Origin of the sequence: Streptomyces sp. MS19 (assembly GCF_047200595.1) — a bacterium.
GTDB lineage: Bacteria > Actinomycetota > Actinomycetes > Streptomycetales > Streptomycetaceae > Streptomyces.
The window spans coordinates 188,044-206,809 of sequence record NZ_JBJZOH010000003.1 but is presented as its reverse complement, the minus strand read 5'-3'; the positions used below and the strand labels follow the sequence as shown (position 1 = coordinate 206,809).

Sequence of the window (18,766 nt, the reverse complement as noted above, 5' to 3'; positions counted from 1 at the left end):
GGTTACCGTCCCCGCCACGGACGGGTCAAAACCGCCCGTCACGCCCCGTCCCGCACGCCCTCCCGCGCGGCCACCGGTCACGTACCGCGACGGCGGCCACCGGCCGGTGGGGAAACGCACACCTCCCCTTAGACTGCGCGCATGAGTTACGGGCAGGGAGGACCCGCGTGGGTCCCGGGGGGCTCGCAGCAGCAGCCCGACTGGAACGCGCTCGCCGCCGACGCCGAGCGGCGGCAGCGCCGCAGGCGCGGCTTCCTCATCGGCGGCGGGGCCCTCGGCGCCCTGATGGTGGGCACCATGGTGGCCCTCCTGATCACCGGCTCCGGCGGCGGGGACGACGGCCCGGACGACCGGGCGGGCGGCGGCGGCAGCCTGCCGGCCGAACCGTCGGGGGCCTCGACGTCCGACTCCGACTCCGGCTTCGAGCCGACGCAGCTGCCGCCGCTGCCGGAGCCGCGCGAGTTCATCTCCGACGCGGACAAGGACGTCGCGGCCTTCGAGCCGGAGAGCTTCTTCACCGGCGACACGGCGGAGCTGGAGGGGCGCACCTACACCGAGGTGGCCACCGACGCGGCGCAGGGCTGCCCGGCCGAGGTCTTCTCCGGCGACCTGTCGGCGGCGCTCACCGAGCTGGGGTGCGGCGCGGTGCTGCGCGCCACGTTCACGGGCGAGGGGGTGGCGGTGACGGTGGGCGTGGCGCAGTTCCCGACCGCCGAGGCGGCGGAGCAGGTGCGCGGCGCTGCGGCAGGCAACCTGGTCGCCCTCACCGGCGGCGGCGCGCCCTCGTTCTGCCAGAACGGCGGCTGCCGGACGACCACGAACGCGGTCGGCCGCTACGCGTACTTCACCATCGCGGGCAACGCGGACGGCTCACCGGACAGCGGCGACGGGACCCCGGCGCAGCAGGCGTCGCGCGACGGGAACGACCACGCGTTCAACTGCATCATCCGGCGCGGGGAGACCCAGGCGTCCGCCTCGGCCAGCGCGCTGGTGGAGGAGCGCCGCCGCAGCCAGCAGGGCGGCGGCGAGGACTAGGGCGCGGCCGAAAAGCCGGTGACGCCAGGCGGGGGTGTCCGGGACGATCGCGCCATGGTGTCCTCCGACCGGCTGCTCGCGTTCGCCGCTCTTTCCTTCGTCCTGATCATCGTCCCGGGGCCCAGTGTGCTGTTCGTGATCGGCCGTGCCCTCGCGCAGGGGCGCCGGGCCGCGCTGACGACGGTGCTGGGGAACACCGTCGGGGCCTATCTGCTCGTCGTGGCCGTGGCGCTGGGGCTCGGCGCCGTGGTGGAGCGTTCCGTCGTCGTGTTCACGGTGCTGAAGCTGGTGGGCGCCGCGTACCTGGTCTATCTGGGGGTGCGGGCGATACGGCAGCGGCACGCGCTGCGGGACGGGTTCGCCGAGGGGGCCGCCGGGGCGGGCACGCTGCGGACGCTGTGGGAGGGGTTCGCGGTCGGGGTGGCCAATCCGAAGACCGTCGTCTTCTTCGCGGCCGTGCTCCCGCAGTTCGTGGACCGGGAGGCGGGGCACGTGACGCTTCAGATGCTGCTGCTCGGGCTCGTCTTCAGCGCGATCGCGCTGGTCTCCGACAGCGCGTGGGGGCTCGTCGCGTCGGGGGCCCGGGTGTGGTTCGGGCGGTCGCCGCGGCGGCTCTCGCTCGTCGGCGGCACGGGGGGTGTGGCGATGATCGGGCTCGGCGTCACCGTCGCGGCGACGGGGCGCGCGCAGTAGGGGTCAGGGAAGCAGGAGCGTGCGCAGGTTGCGTGCCTCGCGGTTGCGGGCGGCGAGCTGGTCGTCCGGCGGGTAGCCGACGGCTTCGAGCGTGAGCCCGTGCGGCCGTACGACGTGGACCGCCGAGTCGCGCACGCGCCCGGCGAGGACGGCGGCGGGCCAGTCCGGCGGCCGGTGCCCGTCGCCGACGAACAACATCGCGCCGACGAGGGCGCGCACCATGTTGTGGCAGAACGCGTCCGCCTCCACCGTGCAGGCGGCGATGCCGTCCGCGCCGCGCTCCCAGCGCAGCTCGCGCAGGGTGCGGATGGTGGTGGCGCCCTCGCGGCGCTTGCAGTAGGCGGCGAAGTCGTGCTCGCCGAGGAGGCGGCGGGCGGCCTCGTTCATGGCATCGACGTCCAGCGGCCAGTTGTGCCACAGGACGTGGCCGCGCAGCAGCGGATCGACGCCGCCGGGGTGGTCGCCGACGCGGTAGACGTACCGCCGCCAGACGGCGGAGAAGCGGGCGTTGAAGTACGGCGGCGCGACGGCGGCCGAGCGGATGCGGACGTCCTGCGGCAGGCGGCCGGTGAGGCGGCGGACCAGCCGGTCCTCCTGCCCGGCCCACACGTCGGCGGGCAGGTCCACGTGCGCGACCTGCCCCCTGGCGTGGACACCGGCGTCGGTGCGGCCGGCGACGGTCAGTTCGTACGTGCGGTCGCCGGAGCGGGTGACGACGCGCAGGGCGTCCTCGATCTCGCCCTGGACGGTCCGCCTGCTGCCCTGCCGCGCCCAGCCGGAGAAGGCGGTCCCGTCGTAGGCGAGGTCGAGGCGTACGCGGACGAAGCCGTCCGGTACCGCGTCCCGCTCGGCGGCGGCCGTCGCGTCCGCCGTCTCCGTGCACACACCGTCGTTCACATGGCCGATCCTCTCAGAACGGCGGGGCGGGCCTTGCGGGCGGCCAGTTCGGGGAGGACGAGGGCGAGGCCCGCGGCGGCGAAGGCGGCGCCGAGCCAGAGCGGTGCGCGCAGCCCGGCGGCGTCGATGGCGAGGCCGCCGAGGGACGAGGACAGGATGATGCCGAGGGTGATGAAGGAGGCGTGGACGGTGTTCACGAGCGGTCCGGCGTCGGCGGCCTGCTGGACGCGGGTGGCCATCGCGGGGTTCATCGTGACGCCGACCAGGCCGATGCCGAGGAACGCGGCGACGGCGGCGGCGGGCAGGTCGGTGAGGAGGGCGAACGCGGTGAGGAAGGCCGCGTTCAGGGCGAGGCCGGTGGCGAGGACGGGGAGGGCGTGGCGGTCGGCGAGGCGGCCGACGACCGTGTTGCCGACGACGGTGGCGGCGCCGTACGCGACCAGGAGGAGGGGCACGGTGGAGGGGGCGAGGCCGGTGATGTCGGTGAGTATCGGGTTGATGTAGCTGAACGCGCAGAAGGTCGCGGCGATCACGGTGGTGCTGGTGAGGAGGCGCTTCCAGAGGGCGCGGCTGCGGAAGACGGCCGCCTGGGAGCGGAACCCGCCCGTGTCGGCGGGCCGTTCGAGGGTGGGGATGCCGGCGATCGTGCCCAGGGCGGCGAGGGCTGCGAGGGCGGTGATGGCCCAGAAGGCGGCGCGCCAGCCGAAGTGTTCGCCGACGAGGGTGGCCAGGGGGAGGCCGAGGAGGGTGCCGAGCATGAGGCCGTTGAGAGTGACGGCGACGGCGCGGCCGCGTCGCTCGGGGCCGACGAGGCGTACGGCCAGGGAGATCGCGGTGCCGAACAGGGCCTGCGATGCGACGCCGGTGATGACGCGGGCGGCGAGCATCGTGCCGTAGCCGGTGGCGGTGGCGGCGAGGGCGTTGCCGGCGAGGAAGACGGCGAAGAGGACGAGCAGGGCGTTTTTCGGGGGGAGGCGCAGCAGGGCGACGGTGAGGATCGGGCCGCCGACCGCCATGGCGGCGGCGAAGGCAGTGATCAGGTAGCCGATGCGGGGGACGGTGGTGTCGAGGCCCTCGGCCATCTGCGGCATGAGTCCTGCGACGACGAACTCGCTGGTGACCATGGCGAAGATGCCGAAGGCGAGGAGGTGGATGGCGCGGGGCACGGGGGGCTCCGTTTCTCTGTTTTGGATGGATCGGTTCAAAATGCGGGCAGGGTGGAGCGCCCGGGTGGCGCGGGGTGGGCGGCGTCAGGTGAGGGCGTCGAGCGCCGTCGCGGCGATGGCCTCCAGGGCGGGGCGGTCGGCGCCGCCCTGGGCGGAGACGCGGATGCCGCTGATGACGGCGACGAGGTAGCGGGCGAGGGCGGTCGCGTCGCGGGTGGCGGCGATCTCGCCGGCGCGCTGGCCCGCGGCGATGACGGCGGTCATGGCGGCGAGGCGGCGCGCGGTGTCGCGTTCGAGGGTGGTGGCGATCTCCGCGTCGCGCCCGGCGAGTTCGACGGTGGTGTTGACGGTGAGGCAGCCGAGGCCGGTCTCGGCCTCGACGGTCCGCTCCAGCACGGCGCGGATGCGGTCGAGCGGCGGTCTGGTGTGGTCGTCGAGGATCGCGAACTGGGTCTCGTTCATCGCCGTCATGTAGCGCGCGAGGGCGCGGCGGAAGAGGTCGCGCTTACTGGTGAAGGTGTTGTAGATGCTGCTGCGGCCCAGGCCGGTCGCCTCGCACAGGTCCTGGGTCGAGGTGGCCTCGTAGCCGTTGATCCAGAACGCGCGCATGGCGGCGTCCAGGGCCCGGTCCTCGTCGAACGTCCTGGGGCGGGCCACGGGGAGCACGCTACCCGTATTGGAACGCTCAGTGCAATACGTGGCGGGCGTGGCGGGCGAGGCGGAAGAACAGCTCGGGGTCGCCTTCGTCCAGCCCGTGCAGCAGCCCGGCCGCTTCCCAGCCGGCGCTGCGCAGCAGCCGCTGCATCGGGTGGTTCGAGAAGTTGGTGGAGGTGAACAGCTTCGGCGTCGCGCACTCGGCCTCGACGGCGGCGAGGAGCCGCCGTCCGACGCCGCGCCGCCGGGCGGCGGCGGTGACCGTCAGGAGGGTGAGGAAGCCCTGCTCGAAGAAGGTGTACTCCAGCACGGCGAAGCCGAGCGGGCCGGTCGGGTCCTCGGCGAGGAGGACCACGGCGTTCCCGCCGCACCAGCGCGCGGGGCTCGCGCGCCGCCCCTCGTCGCCCGCCGCCGCGAGGGCGTCGACCGCCATCAGCGCCGCGGCGTCCGCCGCGCCCGCGCGCCGGACGGCCGGCACGCCGTGCTCACTTTCGTCCATGGACAGGCATCGTGGCGCAGACCGAAGTCGCGGCGCATTGGACTTTCGGCGCTAGCAGGCGGGTCGGCGGCGTCCGTACCGTCGTCACCATGAACAGCACGACGAACGGCGGCGGCGGAACCGCCGCCTTGGTGGCGGCCAGGCTGAGCACGGCGAACCCGTGGTGGACGGTGCGGGCCGCGCGCGGCCGGGGCGCTGGGGCTGGTCCCCGTCCTCGCCTCGCTGCCGCCGGCGCAGCGGTGCGTGGCCGTGGTGGTCGCCGCGATGACATCGGCCCGGTGCGCAGACCGGTTCCGCCGCCGGTACCGGCAACTCATACGCTCCGGCCGGGAGCGCGCCGCGCGGGACGAACGCGAGCAGCGGCTGACCGCCCGCTGCATAGCCCGGACGCCCATGGCCTGAGCCCGCTGCTCCTCGCCGCCCCGCCCGCCGGAACGCTCGCGCCGACGCCAGACCGCAGCGGCGGCCGAACGGACGGGTGCACCGACCGGCATACGAGATCCGTGGGACGCCCCGGCGGCTGGGACGACCGCCGGAGAGGGGAACGGCTCGCTGCCTGGCTCTCCAGCGGTTGCGGTCAGGGGCTCGTGAGCCGAAGAACGCCGCTTACAGCCACGGGCCGTGCGGTGGTCGCCCAAGGTCCCACCACACCCCGCGCGGCGGCGGGGCAAGCGGGGCATGCACGCGGCACGGTCGGACCGGCCCTGCACGTCGGGGCCGGGCCACGGCACGGGAAAGGAGGTTCGCCACCCACGACCGCACCGGCGAAGGCCGCGACGGCACGGGGGCGTCGGCCCACCGGGCAGGGCCGCCGCCCGGTGGGCACGAGCGAACTGTTGAGAGGACCGGTCGGCCCCGCCGCGAAGGCCGGGTCCGGGCCGACAGGGGCAGTCGTCGCCCGCCGGAGGCGCCTCGCGGCGGCGAGAGCGAAGCCGGGCGCGGCCCCGGCGGCGAGTTCGTCGTGCACGACCGCACCCGCGAAGGCAGTAGCGGCGGGGGGCGGGTCGGATGGTCGCCACGCCTGAATGCGCGGTGACCAGAGCGGGGCGGCGGGGTGGTCGTTTCGGAGTGGCGTGTGTCAGGTCTGGGCGGGGGGTGGGAGGTGGCGGCGGGCGCGCCAGAGGAGGAACGCGGCGCTCGCCAGCGCGGCCACGCGCAGCAGCACCGGCCAGTCGTTGTCCAGCATCCGCTCGGCCTCGCCCGGCGCGAGGGGCTCGCCCCAGTAGCCGCCGTTGCGGCCGCCGATCCAGAGCGCGTACGCGCCCGCGACCAGGGCGGGCATGCCGAGCGCCGCCCACTGCGCCTCGCGGCGGCCCAGGCGCGGCGACCACCAGGCCGCCGCCCAGCCGAGGCCGAGGGGCACGAGGGAGCCGACGACCGTGCCGGCCACCAGCAGGGCGACGGCGGCGAGTTCGACGAAGCCGCCGACGCGGCGCCCGGCGAGCGCGGCCTGCGCGAACCGGCGGCGACCGCCCGGCTTCGCGGCCTCCGGCGCGGGCGGCGGCGCGGCCTGCGGCGCGTCGGTCTCCGCCGCCTTCTCCGCCGCGGCCTCCTCCTCGACCGGCGGCTGGAGCATCTCCGGGATCTCGATGCCGCCGCGGAACCGGCCGATGTCGCCGTCGGGCCAGTAGGTACGTCCCGGCGGCGCGGGGCGCAGGAACGGCGAGCCGCCGCGCTCCGGCTCCCGCTGGGGCGGCAGCGGCACGGCCGGACCCTCCACCCCGGTGCCCACGGCAGGCGCGGCCGACGCGGGACGGGAACGGGTGCGCGGCGGCGACGGACGCGGCGCGGCAGGGGCGGGCGCGGCCCCGGGGCTCGCCGCGGCGGCCACCACATCCTCCGGGCTCCCCATCCGTCCCAGGATGCGCTTCACCGACGCCCGGCTCTCCGCGGGCCCGGCGGCGGACCTGGCGCGGTGGATGTCGTCGCGGAGCCGGTTCACCAGCGCGGCGCGCTGCGCGGCCGACATGCTGGTGCCGTGCGCGAGGTCGCCGACGCGGCTGAGATAGTCAAGTACGAGCTGTTCGCCTTCGATGCCCACAACCAACTGCCCTGCGCCTGGCGGGCTGACCCGCCCACGGACCGGAATCGCCACGATGCTACGCGGGCGACTCCCGCGCGGGCGAGCGGAACACCGTACAACCCGCCGCGAGAACCGGCGCGTCGCGCGGAACCGGAGGGAACGCCGTTGTTCATCGCGGGTTCACCGATTGCCGCACAACCCGCTACCCACGGCTCGTTACATGGTGAACGTCCCTGCCTGACCGCCTTTTCACGCCCGGGGGTCCGCCGTGCCGTCCGCCTCGCCAGCCCACCACGGCCACGCCGCGGCCCGCCGCCGCGCCGTGCGGTGGCGGGAACGGGCGCCGGTCGTCTCCGGCGTCGGGGAACCGCACGTCCGCCACGGTGGGCGGCCCGCCGTGCGCGACGTGTCGCCGACGGTCCACGAGCGCGAGATCACCGCGCTGATCGGTCCGTCCGGCTGCGGCAAGAGTTCGGTCCTGCGGTCGCTGAACCGGATGAACGACTTCGTTCCCGGCGCCCGCGTGACCGGCAGGGTGACCTACCGGGGCGACGACCTCTGTGCCCCGGACGCCGACCCGACCGCCGTGCGGCGGCGCGCCGGCATGGTCTTCCAGCGGCCCAGCCCGTTCCCCAGGACCGTGTACTACAACGTCGCGTACGGGCTGCGGGCGGGCGCCGGGCTGCGCGCCGGGCTGCGGAGACCACAGCTCGACGAGCGCGTGGAGGAGGCACTGACGGGCGCGGCCCTGTGGGACGAGGTCAAGGACAAGCTGAAGAGCAGCGGGCCCGCCCTCTCCGGCGGCCGGCAGCAGCGTCTGTGCATCGCCCGCGCGACAGCCGTGCGGCCGGACGTGGTGCTGAGGGACGAACCGTGCGGCGCGCTCGATCCCGTCGCCACGGCAAGGATCGAGGACCTGATGCTGCGGCTGCGGGACGAGTTCACGCTCGTGATCGTGACCCACCACATGCACCAGGCCGCCCGGATCTCCGACCGCACCGCGTTCTTCACTGCCGACACCGACAGCGAGGGAGTGCGCCATGGGCGCCTGGTTGAGTACGACACGACCGAGAAGATCTTCAACCGCCCCGCCGACCGGCGTACCGAGGACCACATTTCCGGCCGCTTCGGCTGACGGCGCGGGTGCCGGCGGCGGGGACGACGGGGCGCCCGGCCGGGACGACGGCCCCGACGGCGTACCGGCGGCCATCCCGCTGGGCACCAACCCGGTCGTGCTCCTGGCCGACTCGGACGAACGCATCCGGCAGGGCCTGACGGCGCAGCTCGCCAAGTACCAGGTGTCGGTCGTCCACTGCGGCGACGGCGCGGCGGCGCTGCTGGAGGCCGGGCTGCGCAAGCCAGACGTGCTGCTCGTCTCGGCGGACCTGCCGGTGATCGACGGCGCGACCGTGCTGCGGCTGGTGCGGCGGCGGCTGTCCATCCCGGTGGTGCTGGGCGTGGGCCCGGACGACACCGACCAGGTCGGGCCCGCGCTGGCGGCGGGGGCGAGCGCCTGCGTGGCGCGCCCGTACCGGCCGCGCGAGGTGGCGCAGCTGCTGAGCCTGGCGGACCGGGGGCACCGGGGCTGGGACCAGCCGCTGGTGTGCGGGCCGCTGACGCTGGACCCGTCGACGTACGAGGTGCGCATGCACGGCGTCTCGACGGCGCGGCTGCCGCTGCGCGAGTTCCAGCTTCTGCACCTGCTCATGCTGCACGCGGAGAAGGTGATCACGCGCGATCGCATCCGGGCGGAGCTGTGGGGCGAGGGCGCGCGCCGGTCGAACACCATCACCGTTCACATTCGGCGGCTGCGCGAGCGGCTCGGCGACGATCCGCACCACCCGGAGATCATCCAGACGGTGCGGGGCGTCGGGTACCGCCTGGTGCCGCCGGAGGCATGAGCCGCGCCGCCCTGCGGGCCGGTGCGGCGCGCCGACCGTGGGCTGCCCGGATCTCACCGAGGCTGTCGTTTCCTTAACGATTCCAACTCTTTTTGTGAAACCGCCGGTTCCTCCGAACCTACGTTTCTGTTCACCTTCTGGCCCTCGCTGCTTCGCTGGCCGCTCTTACGTTCTCCTCGACACCTTCAGACATCACCCACAGCCCGGCCGAGGGCCGGGATCGAACGAGGAGCAAAGGCCATGCGCAACTGGCGCGCCACTTCCGCCGCGATAGCCGTGGTATCCGCCCTGGCCCTGGCCACGGCGTGCAGCAGCGAGAACGAGGACGACGGGGGCAGCGGCGGCACAAGCGGCGGCAGCGAGAGCGCGGCGGCCGAGCTGTCCGGCACGATCGCCGGCGCGGGCGCCAGCTCGCAGGACGCCGCCCAGCAGGCGTGGATGGCCGGCTTCCAGGCCGCCAACCCGGACGCCACCATCACGTACGACCCCTCCGGCTCCGGCGCGGGCCGTGAGCAGTTCATCGCGGGCGGCGCCACCGCGTTCGCCGGCTCCGACGCGTACCTCGACGAGGAGGAGCTGACCGCCGCCAACGAGCGCTGCGGCGGCGAGGTCGTCGAGCTGCCGGTCTACGTGTCCCCGATCGCCGTGATCTTCAACCTGCCCGGCGTGGACTCCCTGAACCTGAGCCCCGAGACGATCGCGGGCATCTTCGACCAGCAGATCACCAGCTGGGACGACGAGGCGATCGCCGCCGACAACCCCGACGCCGACCTGCCGGACACCGCGATCACGCCGGTCAACCGCGCCGACGACTCGGGCACCACCGAGAACTTCACCGACTACCTGGCGGCCGTCGCCCCCGACGCGTGGCCGCACGAGGTCAGCGACGTCTGGCCGGTCGACGGCGGCGAGGCCGCGCAGGGCACCTCCGGCGTCGTCCAGGCGGTCACCAGCGGCGAGGGCACCATCGGCTACGCCGACGCCAGCCAGGCCGGCGACCTGGGCACCGTGCACGTCGGTGTCGGCGACCAGTTCACCGAGTACTCCCCCGAGGCCGCCGCGGCGGTCCTGGAGGTCTCGCAGCGCGCCGAGGGCCGCGGCGAGCACGACTTCGCCTACGACCTGGCCCGCGACACGACCGAGGCCGGCACGTACCCGATCGTCCTCGTCTCGTACGGCCTGGCCTGCGCGACCTACGACGACGCCGCCACCGCCGAGCTGGTGCAGGGCTACTTCCACTACATCATCAGCCCCGAGGGCCAGCAGGCCGCCGCCGAGACGGCCGGCTCCGCGCCGCTGTCGGACGCGCTGCGCCAGCAGTTCCAGGCCGCCGTGGACGCGATCGGCTCCGCGGCCTGAGTCCGCGCACCGTCGGCAGGCCCGGCCCGCCACCCGCCCGGGGGCGGGCCGGGCCTGCCGCGTCACGCCGCCCGCCGCGGCCGCCCGCCCGGCGCACGGCTCGTCGGACTTCAGCACGAGAAGGGACAAGAGAGTGCCCCCCACCACCGAGAGGACACGCCCGCGCGGCACCGTGCAGCGGCCGGGTGACCGTGTCTTCGCCGGAGCTTCCACCGGGGCAGGCGTACTGATCCTCGTCATCCTCGCGGGGGTCGCGGCCTTCCTGGTGACCGAGGCGTGGCCGGCCCTGTGGGCATCGGACAGCGAGATGCCGGAGGGCGAGGGGCTCGTCCTGTACGTCTGGCCGCTGCTGTTCGGCACCCTGATATCCGCCGCGTTCGCGCTGCTGATCGCCGCGCCCTTCGCGGTGGCGATCGCGCTGTTCATCACGCACTACGCGCCGCGCCGGGTCGCCGTGCCGCTGGGCTACCTGATCGACCTGCTCGCGGCCGTGCCCAGCATCATCTTCGGCCTGTGGGGCGCCGCCGTGCTGGCGCCGCGCACCGTGGAGCCGACGCGGTGGCTGGCGGACAACCTGGGCTTCATCCCGCTGTTCGAGGGTCCCGCCTCGGCGACGGGCCGCACGATGCTCGTCGCGGCCATGGTCCTCGCGGTGATGATCCTGCCGATCACGACGGCCGTCGTGCGCGAGGCGTTCCTCCAGACGCCGCGGCTGCACGAGGAGGCGTCGCTCGCGCTGGGCGCGACGCGCTGGGAGATGATCCGCATGGCGGTGCTGCCGTTCGGCCGCTCCGCGATGATCGGCGGCGCGATGCTCGGCCTCGGCCGCGCGCTCGGCGAGACGATGGCGGTGGCGATCGTGCTGTCCGGCTCGGGCGGCGTCACGTTCAACCTCATCGGGAACGGCAACCCGACCTCGATCGCGGCGAACATCGCCCTGCGCTTCCCCGAGTCCTCCGGCCTGGACATCAACGTGCTGATCGCCTCTGGCCTCGTCCTCTTCGCCGTCACGCTCTTCGTCAACATGGGCGCCCGTGCGGTGATCAACCGGCGCCGCGACTTCTCGGGGGCCAACTGATGAGCACCACTCCCACCAACCCCGCCCCGGGCGGCCCGGCCGAGTCGCCGGCCGCGTCCCTGGACACGGCGACGCTCCCGGCGCCCGAGCGGCCGGGCCCGCGCACGGTCACGCTGGAGGCCGTGCCCCTGACGCGCGGCAGCCTGCCCCGCTCCGGGCCGCGCCTGACGCTGCTCGGCGCCGTCGTCGCCGGCGCGGCGCTGTACGCGGCGGGGCTCGGCCTCGCCTGGGCCGCCATCGTCGCCGCCGCGGGCTACACGGCGGCGGTCTACCTGTGGTCGCGTGCGGTCGAGGGGCGCCGCAGGGCGTTCGACCGGTTCGTGACGGCGGCGGTCAGTTCGGCGTTCCTGGTGGCGCTGCTGCCGCTGGTCTCGGTCGTGTGGACCGTGGTGGACCGCGGACTCGGCCGGTTCGACTCCGAGTTCTTCTCGTACTCGATGCGCGGCGTCGTCGGTGAGGGCGGCGGCGTGCACCACGCGATCTTCGGCACGCTGATCATCACCGGTCTCGCGGCGGTCATCTCCGTACCGGTCGGCATGCTGACCGCGATCTACCTGGTCGAGTACGGTCGCGGCGCGCTGGCGCGGGCGATCACGTTCTTCGTGGACGTCATGACCGGCATCCCCTCGATCGTCGCGGGCCTGTTCGCCTACGCGCTCTTCGAGCTGTTCTACGGGCCCGGCGTCCGCATGGGCGTGATGGGCGCGGTCGCGCTCAGCATCCTGATGATCCCGATCGTCGTGCGCTCCACCGAGGAGATGCTCAAACTGGTGCCGAACGAGCTGCGGGAGGCGTCGTACGCGCTGGCCGTCCCGAAGTGGCGCACCATCACCAAGGTCGTCCTGCCGACGGCCGTCGCGGGCATCGCGACCGGCGTGACGCTGGCCATCGCCCGCGTCATCGGCGAGACGGCGCCGCTGCTGATCACGGTCGGCATCACCACGAGCGACAACTTCAACCCCTTCGACGGCCGGATGGCGACGCTGTCGGTCTTCTCCTACAGCCAGTACGCCACCCCGGGCATCCCGCGCGAGGCGTACTTCGACCGGTCGTGGTCGGCGGCGCTGCTGCTGATCCTCATCGTGATGGTCCTCAACCTGGCGGCCCGGCTGATCTCCCGGCTGTTCGCCCCCAAGACGCGCGGCTGACGGCCGCGGGCACACCCGGAACAGAAAGCGAAGCACTGTGGCCAAGCGCATCGAGGTCAAGGGCCTCGACATCTACTACGACAAGTTCCTCGCCGTGCAGGGTGTGTCGATGACGATCGAGCCGCGCTCGGTGACCGCCCTGATCGGCCCGTCCGGCTGCGGCAAGTCCACGTTCCTGCGCACGCTCAACCGCATGCACGAACTGGTGCCGAACGCGCGGGTCGAGGGCAAAGTCCTCATGGACAACGAGGACCTGTACGGCGCGAACGTCGACCCGGTCAACGTCCGGCGGCACATCGGCATGGTCTTCCAGCGGCCCAACCCGTTCCCCACCATGTCGATCTACGACAACGTGGTGGCGGGCGTGCGGCTCAACAGCAAGCGCATGAAGCGCGCCGAGATGGACGGCCTCGTGGAGCGCTCCCTGCGCTCGGCGAACCTGTGGGAGGAGGTCAAGGACCGCCTCAACCGTCCCGGTTCCGGCCTCTCCGGCGGCCAGCAGCAGCGCCTGTGCATAGCCCGCGCGGTCGCCGTGCAGCCGGACGTGCTGCTGATGGACGAGCCCTGCTCGGCGCTCGACCCCATCTCGACGCAGGCGATCGAGGACCTGATGCTCCAGCTGAAGGAGGAGTACACGATCGTCATCGTCACGCACAACATGCAGCAGGCGGCGCGGGTCAGCGACGTCACCGGCTTCTTCAACCTGAAGGCGGTCGGCGAGCCCGGCGGCCTGGTGGAGATCGACGAGACGACGAAGATCTTCTCCACGCCGGGCAACCAGGCCACGGAGGACTACATCTCGGGCCGCTTCGGCTGAGCCGGCCCGCGCCCGCACGGGCGGTACGGGCGGTACGGCCCGTACGGGCCCACCGCCGCCGCCCCGGCCGCCGCGCCGCCGGGGCGGCCGGTCACAGCTCGCGCGCGATGTGGTGGATCAGCTGCCGCGACTCGCCCGGGTCGAGCGAGAACTTGCCGCAGCGGCCGAAGAAGAGGCGGTAGCGCTCCAGCTGCGCCTCGCTGTCGATGAACGAGCCGCCGCCCGTCGCCGCGTCCACCTGCACGGTGTCGAGCTGCGGGACGACCCCGTCCGCGTACAGCACGGGCTGGATGGCCTCGAAGTAGTTCTCGTTGGTGAACGGGACGACGCGCAGCGTGATGTTCGGCTGCTCCGCGTCCGCCATCAGCCGGGCGAGCTGCCGCCGCATGACCTGCCGCCCGCCGATCCGCATCCGCAGCGCCGCCTCGTGGAGGAACACGTCGAACGGCGGCGGGTGTTCGCGTTCCAGGACGACCTTGCGCCGCATCCGGTGCCGGGTGCGCAGCTCGACCTCCTCCGGCGGCAGTTCGACCAGCGCGCCGGTGAACAGCGCCCGCGCGTACTCCTCGGTCTGCAACAGGCCCGGGACGGAGACCGTGTGGAATATCCGCATGGAGACGGCGTGGTGCTCCAGCTCGCACATGTCCATCCACAGCGGGGCAAGGATGCCACGGTACTCGTCCCACCAGAACTGGCCCCGGTGTTCACGGGCGATGGCGCACAGCGCCTCCACCAACTCCTCGTCGCGGCAGGCGTAGAAGTCCGTGAGCCGCCGGATGCGCTCCTCGCTGACGCCGATGCGGCCCGACTCTATGTGGCTGATCTTGCCCTGGTCCGTGCCGAGCATGGCGGCGGCCTCGCGAGCCGTTCTCCCGGCCCGCTCGCGCAGACGGCGCAACTCCGTTCCCAGGCGCACCTGTCGGGCGGTCGGGCTCTCCCTCGGCGGCATCGGTCATCCGGTCCTTTCCGTCGCCTGACAGGAGTGTGCCGCCCGGTCACCCCCTGAGTCCACTTGCCTACCGAGGCGGTCAAGCGTGCGCATCGGGCGTGGCGCAACGTTACTCCTGCGGTACGCGGGGCCACCGGGGCCGCCGCACCCGGCCCGGGGAGCGGCCGCGGCGGTACCGGGCGAGGGAGCGCGTGCGGACGCGCGGGCCCGCGTGCGCCGGGTTCTTTACCGGAAGTTGTCGCTGAGTGTGACCTCCGGCCGGTGCCGCGCACGGGGCGGGACAGGTAGCGTTGGGGGGATGACCGCACCGTCCGCCCTTCCGCCCCGCACCCTCGCCGACGAGCTGCGCGCCCGCTCCGACGCGGAGCTGGCCGGACTGCTGCGGACCCGCGCCGACCTGCTCTCCCCGCTGCCCGGCGACCTGTCCCAGCTGGCCACCCGCGCGGGCGCCCGCGCCTCGGTCCTGCGCGCGCTGGAACGTCTGGACACCTTCACCCTCCAGACCGCCGAAGCACTCGCCGTCGCCCCGCAGCCCTGCCCCGTCGATACCCTCACCGCCCTGCTGCCCGGCGGGGAGGACGCGGTCCCCGGCGCAGTCGCCACGCTCCGTGCCCACGCGGTGCTGTGGGGGCGAGCGGACGGCCTGCGGCTCGTACGTACCGCGCAGGAACTGCTCGCGCCCTCCGCCGCGCGCCCCAGCGCCACCGGGCTCGGCCCCACCCTCGCCGAGACCGCCACCGGGATCTCCCCGCGCCGCATCCAGGAGCTGCTGCACCACGCGGGCCTGCCCGGCACGCACGACCCCGTCAGCGCACTGACCTCGCTCACCACCCTGTTCACCGACCCCGAACGACTCGCCGCGCTGCTCGCCGACGCCACCGACGCGTCACGCGCCGTACTGGACCGCCTCACGTGGGGGCCGCCCTACGGGGAGGTCTCCGCCCAGCCCGCCGCGCATCTGCGCTGGCTGCTGGACCGCGGCCTGCTGATGCCCACGTCCCCCGGCACCGTCGTGCTCCCCCGCGAGGTCGCGCTCCAGCTGCGCGGCGGGCGCGCCCACCGCGTGCTCTCCCCCGCCCCACCCCCGCTCGCGCCGTACGCCACGCCAGGGCAGGACGCGGCCGACGCGGCCGCGGCAGGGGCCGCCTACACCGCGCTGACCATCGTCGAGGAACTGTGCAGCGAGTGGGAGCGCGAGGGACCACCCGTGCTGCGGGCCGGCGGCCTGGGCGTGCGCGACCTCAAGCGGACCGCCGTCGCGCTGGACGTCCCCGAGCCGGAGGCGGCGTTCTGGACCGAACTGGCCTACGCCGCCGGGCTCCTGGCCTCGGACGGCGAGGCCGACGAGCGGTACGCGCCCACCCCCGCGTACGACCGGTGGCTCGCCGAGCCGTCCGAGCGGCGCTGGCTGCTCCTCGCCGCCGCCTGGCTGGCCGGGACGCGGGTGCCAGGACTGGTCGGCGGCCGGGACGCCAAGGGCCGCCCGCTCACCGCGCTCGGCCCCGGGCTCGACCGCGGCCCGGCGGTCGCGCTGCGCCACCGCGTCCTCGCGCTGCTCGCCGCGGCCGGTCCCGGCGTGGCCCCCGCGCCCGACGCGGTCGCGGAGCGGGTCGCCTGGGAACTGCCCCGGCGCTGCCCCGCCCCCACACGCGCGCTGCTGACCGGCGCCGCGCTGACCGAGGCGGAACGGCTCGGCGTCACCGGGCGCGGCGCGCTGGCCGCCTTCGCCAGGCCGCTGCTGGACGACGCCCCGGACCTCGACACCGCGGCCGCCCTGCTGGCGCCGCTGCTGCCCGAACCGCTCGACCACTTCCTCCTCCAGGCCGACCTGACCGCCGTCGCCCCAGGACCGCTGCGGCGCGACGTGCGGCAGGCGATGGCGCTGGCGGCCGACGTGGAGTCCACCGGCGGCGCGACGGTCTACCGCTTCACGGCGGGCTCGGTGCGCCGCGCGCTCGACGCGGGCAGGACGGCGGCCGAACTGCACGCGTTCCTGGCCGAACGGTCCCGCACGCCCGTGCCGCAGCCGCTGTCGTACCTGGTGGACGACGTGGCCAGGCGGCACGGCCAGCTGCGGGTGGGCGCGGCGTCCGGGTACGTCTGCTGCGAGGACGAGGCGGTGGTCGCGCAACTGCTCGCCGACCGGCGCACGGAGCCCCTGCGGCTGCGCCGCATCGCGCCGACCGTCCTGGTCACGGGCATGTCGCCCGACCAGACGCTGCTGCGCCTGCGCGAGCTGGGCTTCGCCCCGGCGGCCGAGGGCACGGACGGCGCGGTCGTCACCCTGGCCGCCGAGCCGCGCCGCACCCCGCCGCGCGGCGCGCCAGAACCGGCCCCGGACAGCCCGCCGCACGCCGACGACGCGCTGCTCGCGGCGGCCGTACGGGCGATCCGCGCGGGCGACCACGCCGCCGGGGAAGGCGCCCGCCCGGCGGGTACCCGGCTCCCCGCCACGGCCACCGACCCGGCGGGCGCCACGCCGCGCACCCCGGCCGCCGAGACGCTGGCGGCCCTGCGCGCCGCCGCAGGGGGCGGGACGCTGGTGCGGATCGGCTACGTGGGCGCGGACGGCGTCGCGGCGCAGCACGTACTCTCCCCGGTCCGCGTGGAGGGCGGCTTCGTGACGGCCTTCGACCACACGGCCGACGAGGTGCGCACCTACCCCCTGCACCGCATCACGGGCACGGCCCCGCTGTCCGACTGATCCTCACGCCGCGCCGTTGCCGCGCGCTCTCCGTGATCTCTCGACGCCCCACGTCCACAACCGCCACAACCGCCACAGTGGCCACAGTGGCCACAGCGGCGGATTCCTGGTCGGCGGCCCTGGGCGCCACCGCCCGCCCTTCCCGTCGGAACCGCAGTCCACTTCCCCTCCACGACGCGACGCGCGGGCTGGTCACCACCGTGCAGGCGGTGGACGACGCCCCCGCGCCCGCCTGGACATCGAGACCGACGACGCCCAGGGCGCCGAGCAGATCGCGCGCCGGCGGGAGTGCCCCGTCCACGACCCTCCCCCTACGCTGGCCCGGTGATCACCGTCCCCGCGCGCCTGGCCGAGCACCACGCCGCGTTCTCCGGTGACGCGGGACGTGCCTGGACCGCCGCGCTCCCGGCCCTCGCCGACCGCATGCTGGCGCACTGGCGGCTGCGCCTGGCAGGGCCCGGCCTGCACGGGATGGTCGCCCTTGTCCTGCCCGTGCTGACCGAGGACGGCACACCCGCCGCCCTCAAGCTCCAGCCGCCCGACGACGAGACCCGGGACGAGCCCCGCGCCCTCGCCGCCTGGGCGGGCGACGGCGCCGTCCGCCTCCTCGCGCACGACCCCGCCACCGGCTCGATGCTGCTGGAACGGCTCTCCCACCGCTCGCTCGGCGCCGTCGCCGACGAACGCGAGGCCGTCACCCGCCTCACCGGCCTGCTCGCCCGTCTCACCGCCGCCACCCCACCCCCCGGCCTGCGGCACCTGCGCGACATCACGGCCGACATGCTGGAACGCGTCCCCCACGCCCTGCCCAAGGCCGACCCCGCCTGCCGCCCCCTGCTCAAGGACTGCGCGGCAGCCGTACGCGAAGTGACCGGCGAGCCTGGGGACCGACTGCTGCACTGGGACCTGCACTACGACAACGTCCTCGCCCCACTGCCCGACTCCCACCGCGCACCCTGGCTCGCGATCGACCCCAAACCCCTCATCGGCGACCCCTGCTTCGACATCGCGCCCGCCCTCTACAACCGCTACACCCCGGACGGCACCCGCGCCCGCTTCGACCTGATGACCGGCCTGCTCGACGCGGACCGCGCCCGCGCCCGCGCCTGGACGCTCGGCCGCGTACTCCAGAACGCCCTGTGGTCCGTCGAGGCTGGCGACGGCGGCCCCTCCCCCGAGCTGACCGGCATCTACGCAGCTCTCCGCTGACCCTCCCGCCGGGTGCGACACTGGTTCTTTCACCCATTCCCCGCAGCCATCGCACCACCCCGGAGGAGAAGCGCGGGAACGGGCCGCTCATCGTGGAATCCATCAAGGCCGGCCTGCTGACAGCCGCACCCCGCTATGAACCCCAGCCGCGTACTCGCCTCTCGTTCCGCCTCGCCAACGCACACGCCCTCGGCGGCTTCCGCCTCAGTTCCCCCTCATGGGACCTGGCAGAGTCCGTCCCCACGCTCAGGAAGGCACTGTCCGAGGTGCTCCGCGAGTCGCATGATCTCCGCGAAGTCGACCGTCGAGCGCGCAAGCCGGTCGATTGTGAAGAACACGATCACGTCCAGCTCGGCGAGCCTGGTCAAAGAATGCGTTGCAGTCCCGGCCGGTCGAGCCCGCGCGAGAAGCCTGAGACGTCGATGTCCTCCTCGGCGGCCACGACCTCCCAGCCGCGTGCCTCGCACCATGCTTCACAGGCCGCGCGCCGGCGTTCTGGCGAAGTCGTCTCGTCGGTTTCGCGCGATAGGCGAACATAGACAGCGGCGCGCATCCCCGGCGCGCTGGCCGGGACGCCCTTCCGGCGTCGGGCACGGGGCATAGCCCGTGCTGTGACAGGCGTTGGTTCTGTCAT

17 protein-coding genes are annotated in these 18,766 nt (G+C 74.4%); 10 read left to right on the top strand and 7 right to left on the bottom strand.

Features of this window, described 5'->3' with window-relative positions; all coding sequences use genetic code 11:
- Nucleotides 1-141 precede the first annotated feature (141 nt).
- Both ACL02R_RS05035 and ACL02R_RS05030 read left to right on the top strand, forming a co-directional pair.
- Nucleotides 142-1,035 carry a hypothetical protein gene (locus ACL02R_RS05035; RefSeq protein ID WP_412795617.1) on the top strand — a complete coding sequence of 298 codons (894 nt, stop codon included), beginning with the start codon at nt 142-144 and terminating at the stop codon, nt 1,033-1,035.
- Between the two features lie 54 nt (nt 1,036-1,089).
- Nucleotides 1,090-1,728, top strand: coding sequence for a LysE family translocator (locus ACL02R_RS05030; RefSeq protein WP_412795616.1), 639 nt, complete (start codon nt 1,090-1,092; stop codon nt 1,726-1,728).
- 3 nt (nt 1,729-1,731) lie between these two features.
- On the opposite strand, the gene truA is transcribed toward ACL02R_RS05030, so the two are convergent.
- The 5 genes from truA to ACL02R_RS05005 form a co-directional block, all read right to left on the bottom strand.
- The gene (gene truA / locus ACL02R_RS05025) at nt 1,732-2,625 is read right to left on the bottom strand and encodes a tRNA pseudouridine(38-40) synthase TruA (protein WP_412795615.1); all 894 of its coding nucleotides are present in this window, start codon (nt 2,623-2,625) and stop codon (nt 1,732-1,734) included.
- Complete coding sequence (locus ACL02R_RS05020) at nt 2,622-3,791, bottom strand: MFS transporter (RefSeq protein WP_412795614.1); 1,170 nt, start codon at nt 3,789-3,791, stop codon at nt 2,622-2,624. Before ACL02R_RS05020 ends, truA begins: the two co-directional genes overlap by 4 nt.
- An 84-nt stretch (nt 3,792-3,875) precedes the next feature.
- Entirely contained in the window at nt 3,876-4,448 is a 573-nt protein-coding gene (locus ACL02R_RS05015; protein ID WP_412795613.1) for a TetR/AcrR family transcriptional regulator, read from the bottom strand.
- A gap of 28 nt (nt 4,449-4,476) precedes the next feature.
- Nucleotides 4,477-4,944 carry a GNAT family N-acetyltransferase gene (locus ACL02R_RS05010; RefSeq protein WP_412795612.1) on the bottom strand — a complete coding sequence of 156 codons (468 nt, stop codon included), beginning with the start codon at nt 4,942-4,944 and terminating at the stop codon, nt 4,477-4,479.
- Between the two features lie 1,078 nt (nt 4,945-6,022).
- The gene (locus ACL02R_RS05005; protein ID WP_412795611.1) at nt 6,023-6,985 is read right to left on the bottom strand and encodes a hypothetical protein; all 963 of its coding nucleotides are present in this window, start codon (nt 6,983-6,985) and stop codon (nt 6,023-6,025) included.
- 304 nt (nt 6,986-7,289) lie between these two features.
- On the opposite strand from ACL02R_RS05005, the gene ACL02R_RS05000 reads away from it, so the two are divergent.
- The 6 genes from ACL02R_RS05000 to pstB all read left to right on the top strand — a co-directional run bounded on the left by ACL02R_RS05000 (nt 7,290) and on the right by pstB (nt 13,270).
- On the top strand, nt 7,290-8,102 hold the full coding sequence (locus ACL02R_RS05000) for a phosphate ABC transporter ATP-binding protein (RefSeq protein ID WP_412795708.1): 813 nt from the start codon (nt 7,290-7,292) through the stop codon (nt 8,100-8,102).
- 97 nt (nt 8,103-8,199) lie between these two features.
- Nucleotides 8,200-8,868: a response regulator transcription factor gene (locus ACL02R_RS04995; protein WP_412795610.1), complete on the top strand. Its 669-nt coding sequence runs from the start codon at nt 8,200-8,202 to the stop codon at nt 8,866-8,868.
- A gap of 240 nt (nt 8,869-9,108) precedes the next feature.
- Entirely contained in the window at nt 9,109-10,227 is a 1,119-nt protein-coding gene (locus tag ACL02R_RS04990; protein WP_412795609.1) for a phosphate ABC transporter substrate-binding protein PstS, read from the top strand.
- 133 nt (nt 10,228-10,360) lie between these two features.
- A complete protein-coding gene (gene pstC, locus ACL02R_RS04985; protein ID WP_412795608.1) occupies nt 10,361-11,305 on the top strand; it encodes a phosphate ABC transporter permease subunit PstC in 945 nt (314 codons plus the stop codon).
- Nucleotides 11,305-12,453, top strand: a complete 1,149-nt coding sequence (gene pstA, locus ACL02R_RS04980; RefSeq protein ID WP_412795607.1) for a phosphate ABC transporter permease PstA — start codon at nt 11,305-11,307, stop codon at nt 12,451-12,453. Before pstC ends, pstA begins: the two co-directional genes overlap by 1 nt.
- A 37-nt stretch (nt 12,454-12,490) precedes the next feature.
- Nucleotides 12,491-13,270, top strand: a complete 780-nt coding sequence (gene pstB / locus ACL02R_RS04975; RefSeq protein ID WP_412795606.1) for a phosphate ABC transporter ATP-binding protein PstB — start codon at nt 12,491-12,493, stop codon at nt 13,268-13,270.
- Nucleotides 13,271-13,361: 91 nt separating this feature from the next.
- On the opposite strand, the gene ACL02R_RS04970 is transcribed toward pstB, so the two are convergent.
- On the bottom strand, nt 13,362-14,219 hold the full coding sequence (locus tag ACL02R_RS04970) for a helix-turn-helix domain-containing protein (protein ID WP_412795605.1): 858 nt from the start codon (nt 14,217-14,219) through the stop codon (nt 13,362-13,364).
- 298 nt (nt 14,220-14,517) lie between these two features.
- On the opposite strand from ACL02R_RS04970, the gene ACL02R_RS04965 reads away from it, so the two are divergent.
- Nucleotides 14,518-16,923 (top strand): helicase-associated domain-containing protein, encoded by a 2,406-nt coding sequence (locus tag ACL02R_RS04965; RefSeq protein WP_412795604.1) that lies wholly within the window; start codon nt 14,518-14,520, stop codon nt 16,921-16,923.
- 324 nt (nt 16,924-17,247) lie between these two features.
- Nucleotides 17,248-18,132 (top strand): aminoglycoside phosphotransferase family protein, encoded by an 885-nt coding sequence (locus ACL02R_RS04960; RefSeq protein ID WP_412795603.1) that lies wholly within the window; start codon nt 17,248-17,250, stop codon nt 18,130-18,132.
- A gap of 364 nt (nt 18,133-18,496) precedes the next feature.
- On the opposite strand, the gene ACL02R_RS04955 is transcribed toward ACL02R_RS04960, so the two are convergent.
- Nucleotides 18,497-18,685: a recombinase family protein gene (locus ACL02R_RS04955; protein ID WP_412795602.1), complete on the bottom strand. Its 189-nt coding sequence runs from the start codon at nt 18,683-18,685 to the stop codon at nt 18,497-18,499.
- Nucleotides 18,686-18,766 lie beyond the last annotated feature (81 nt).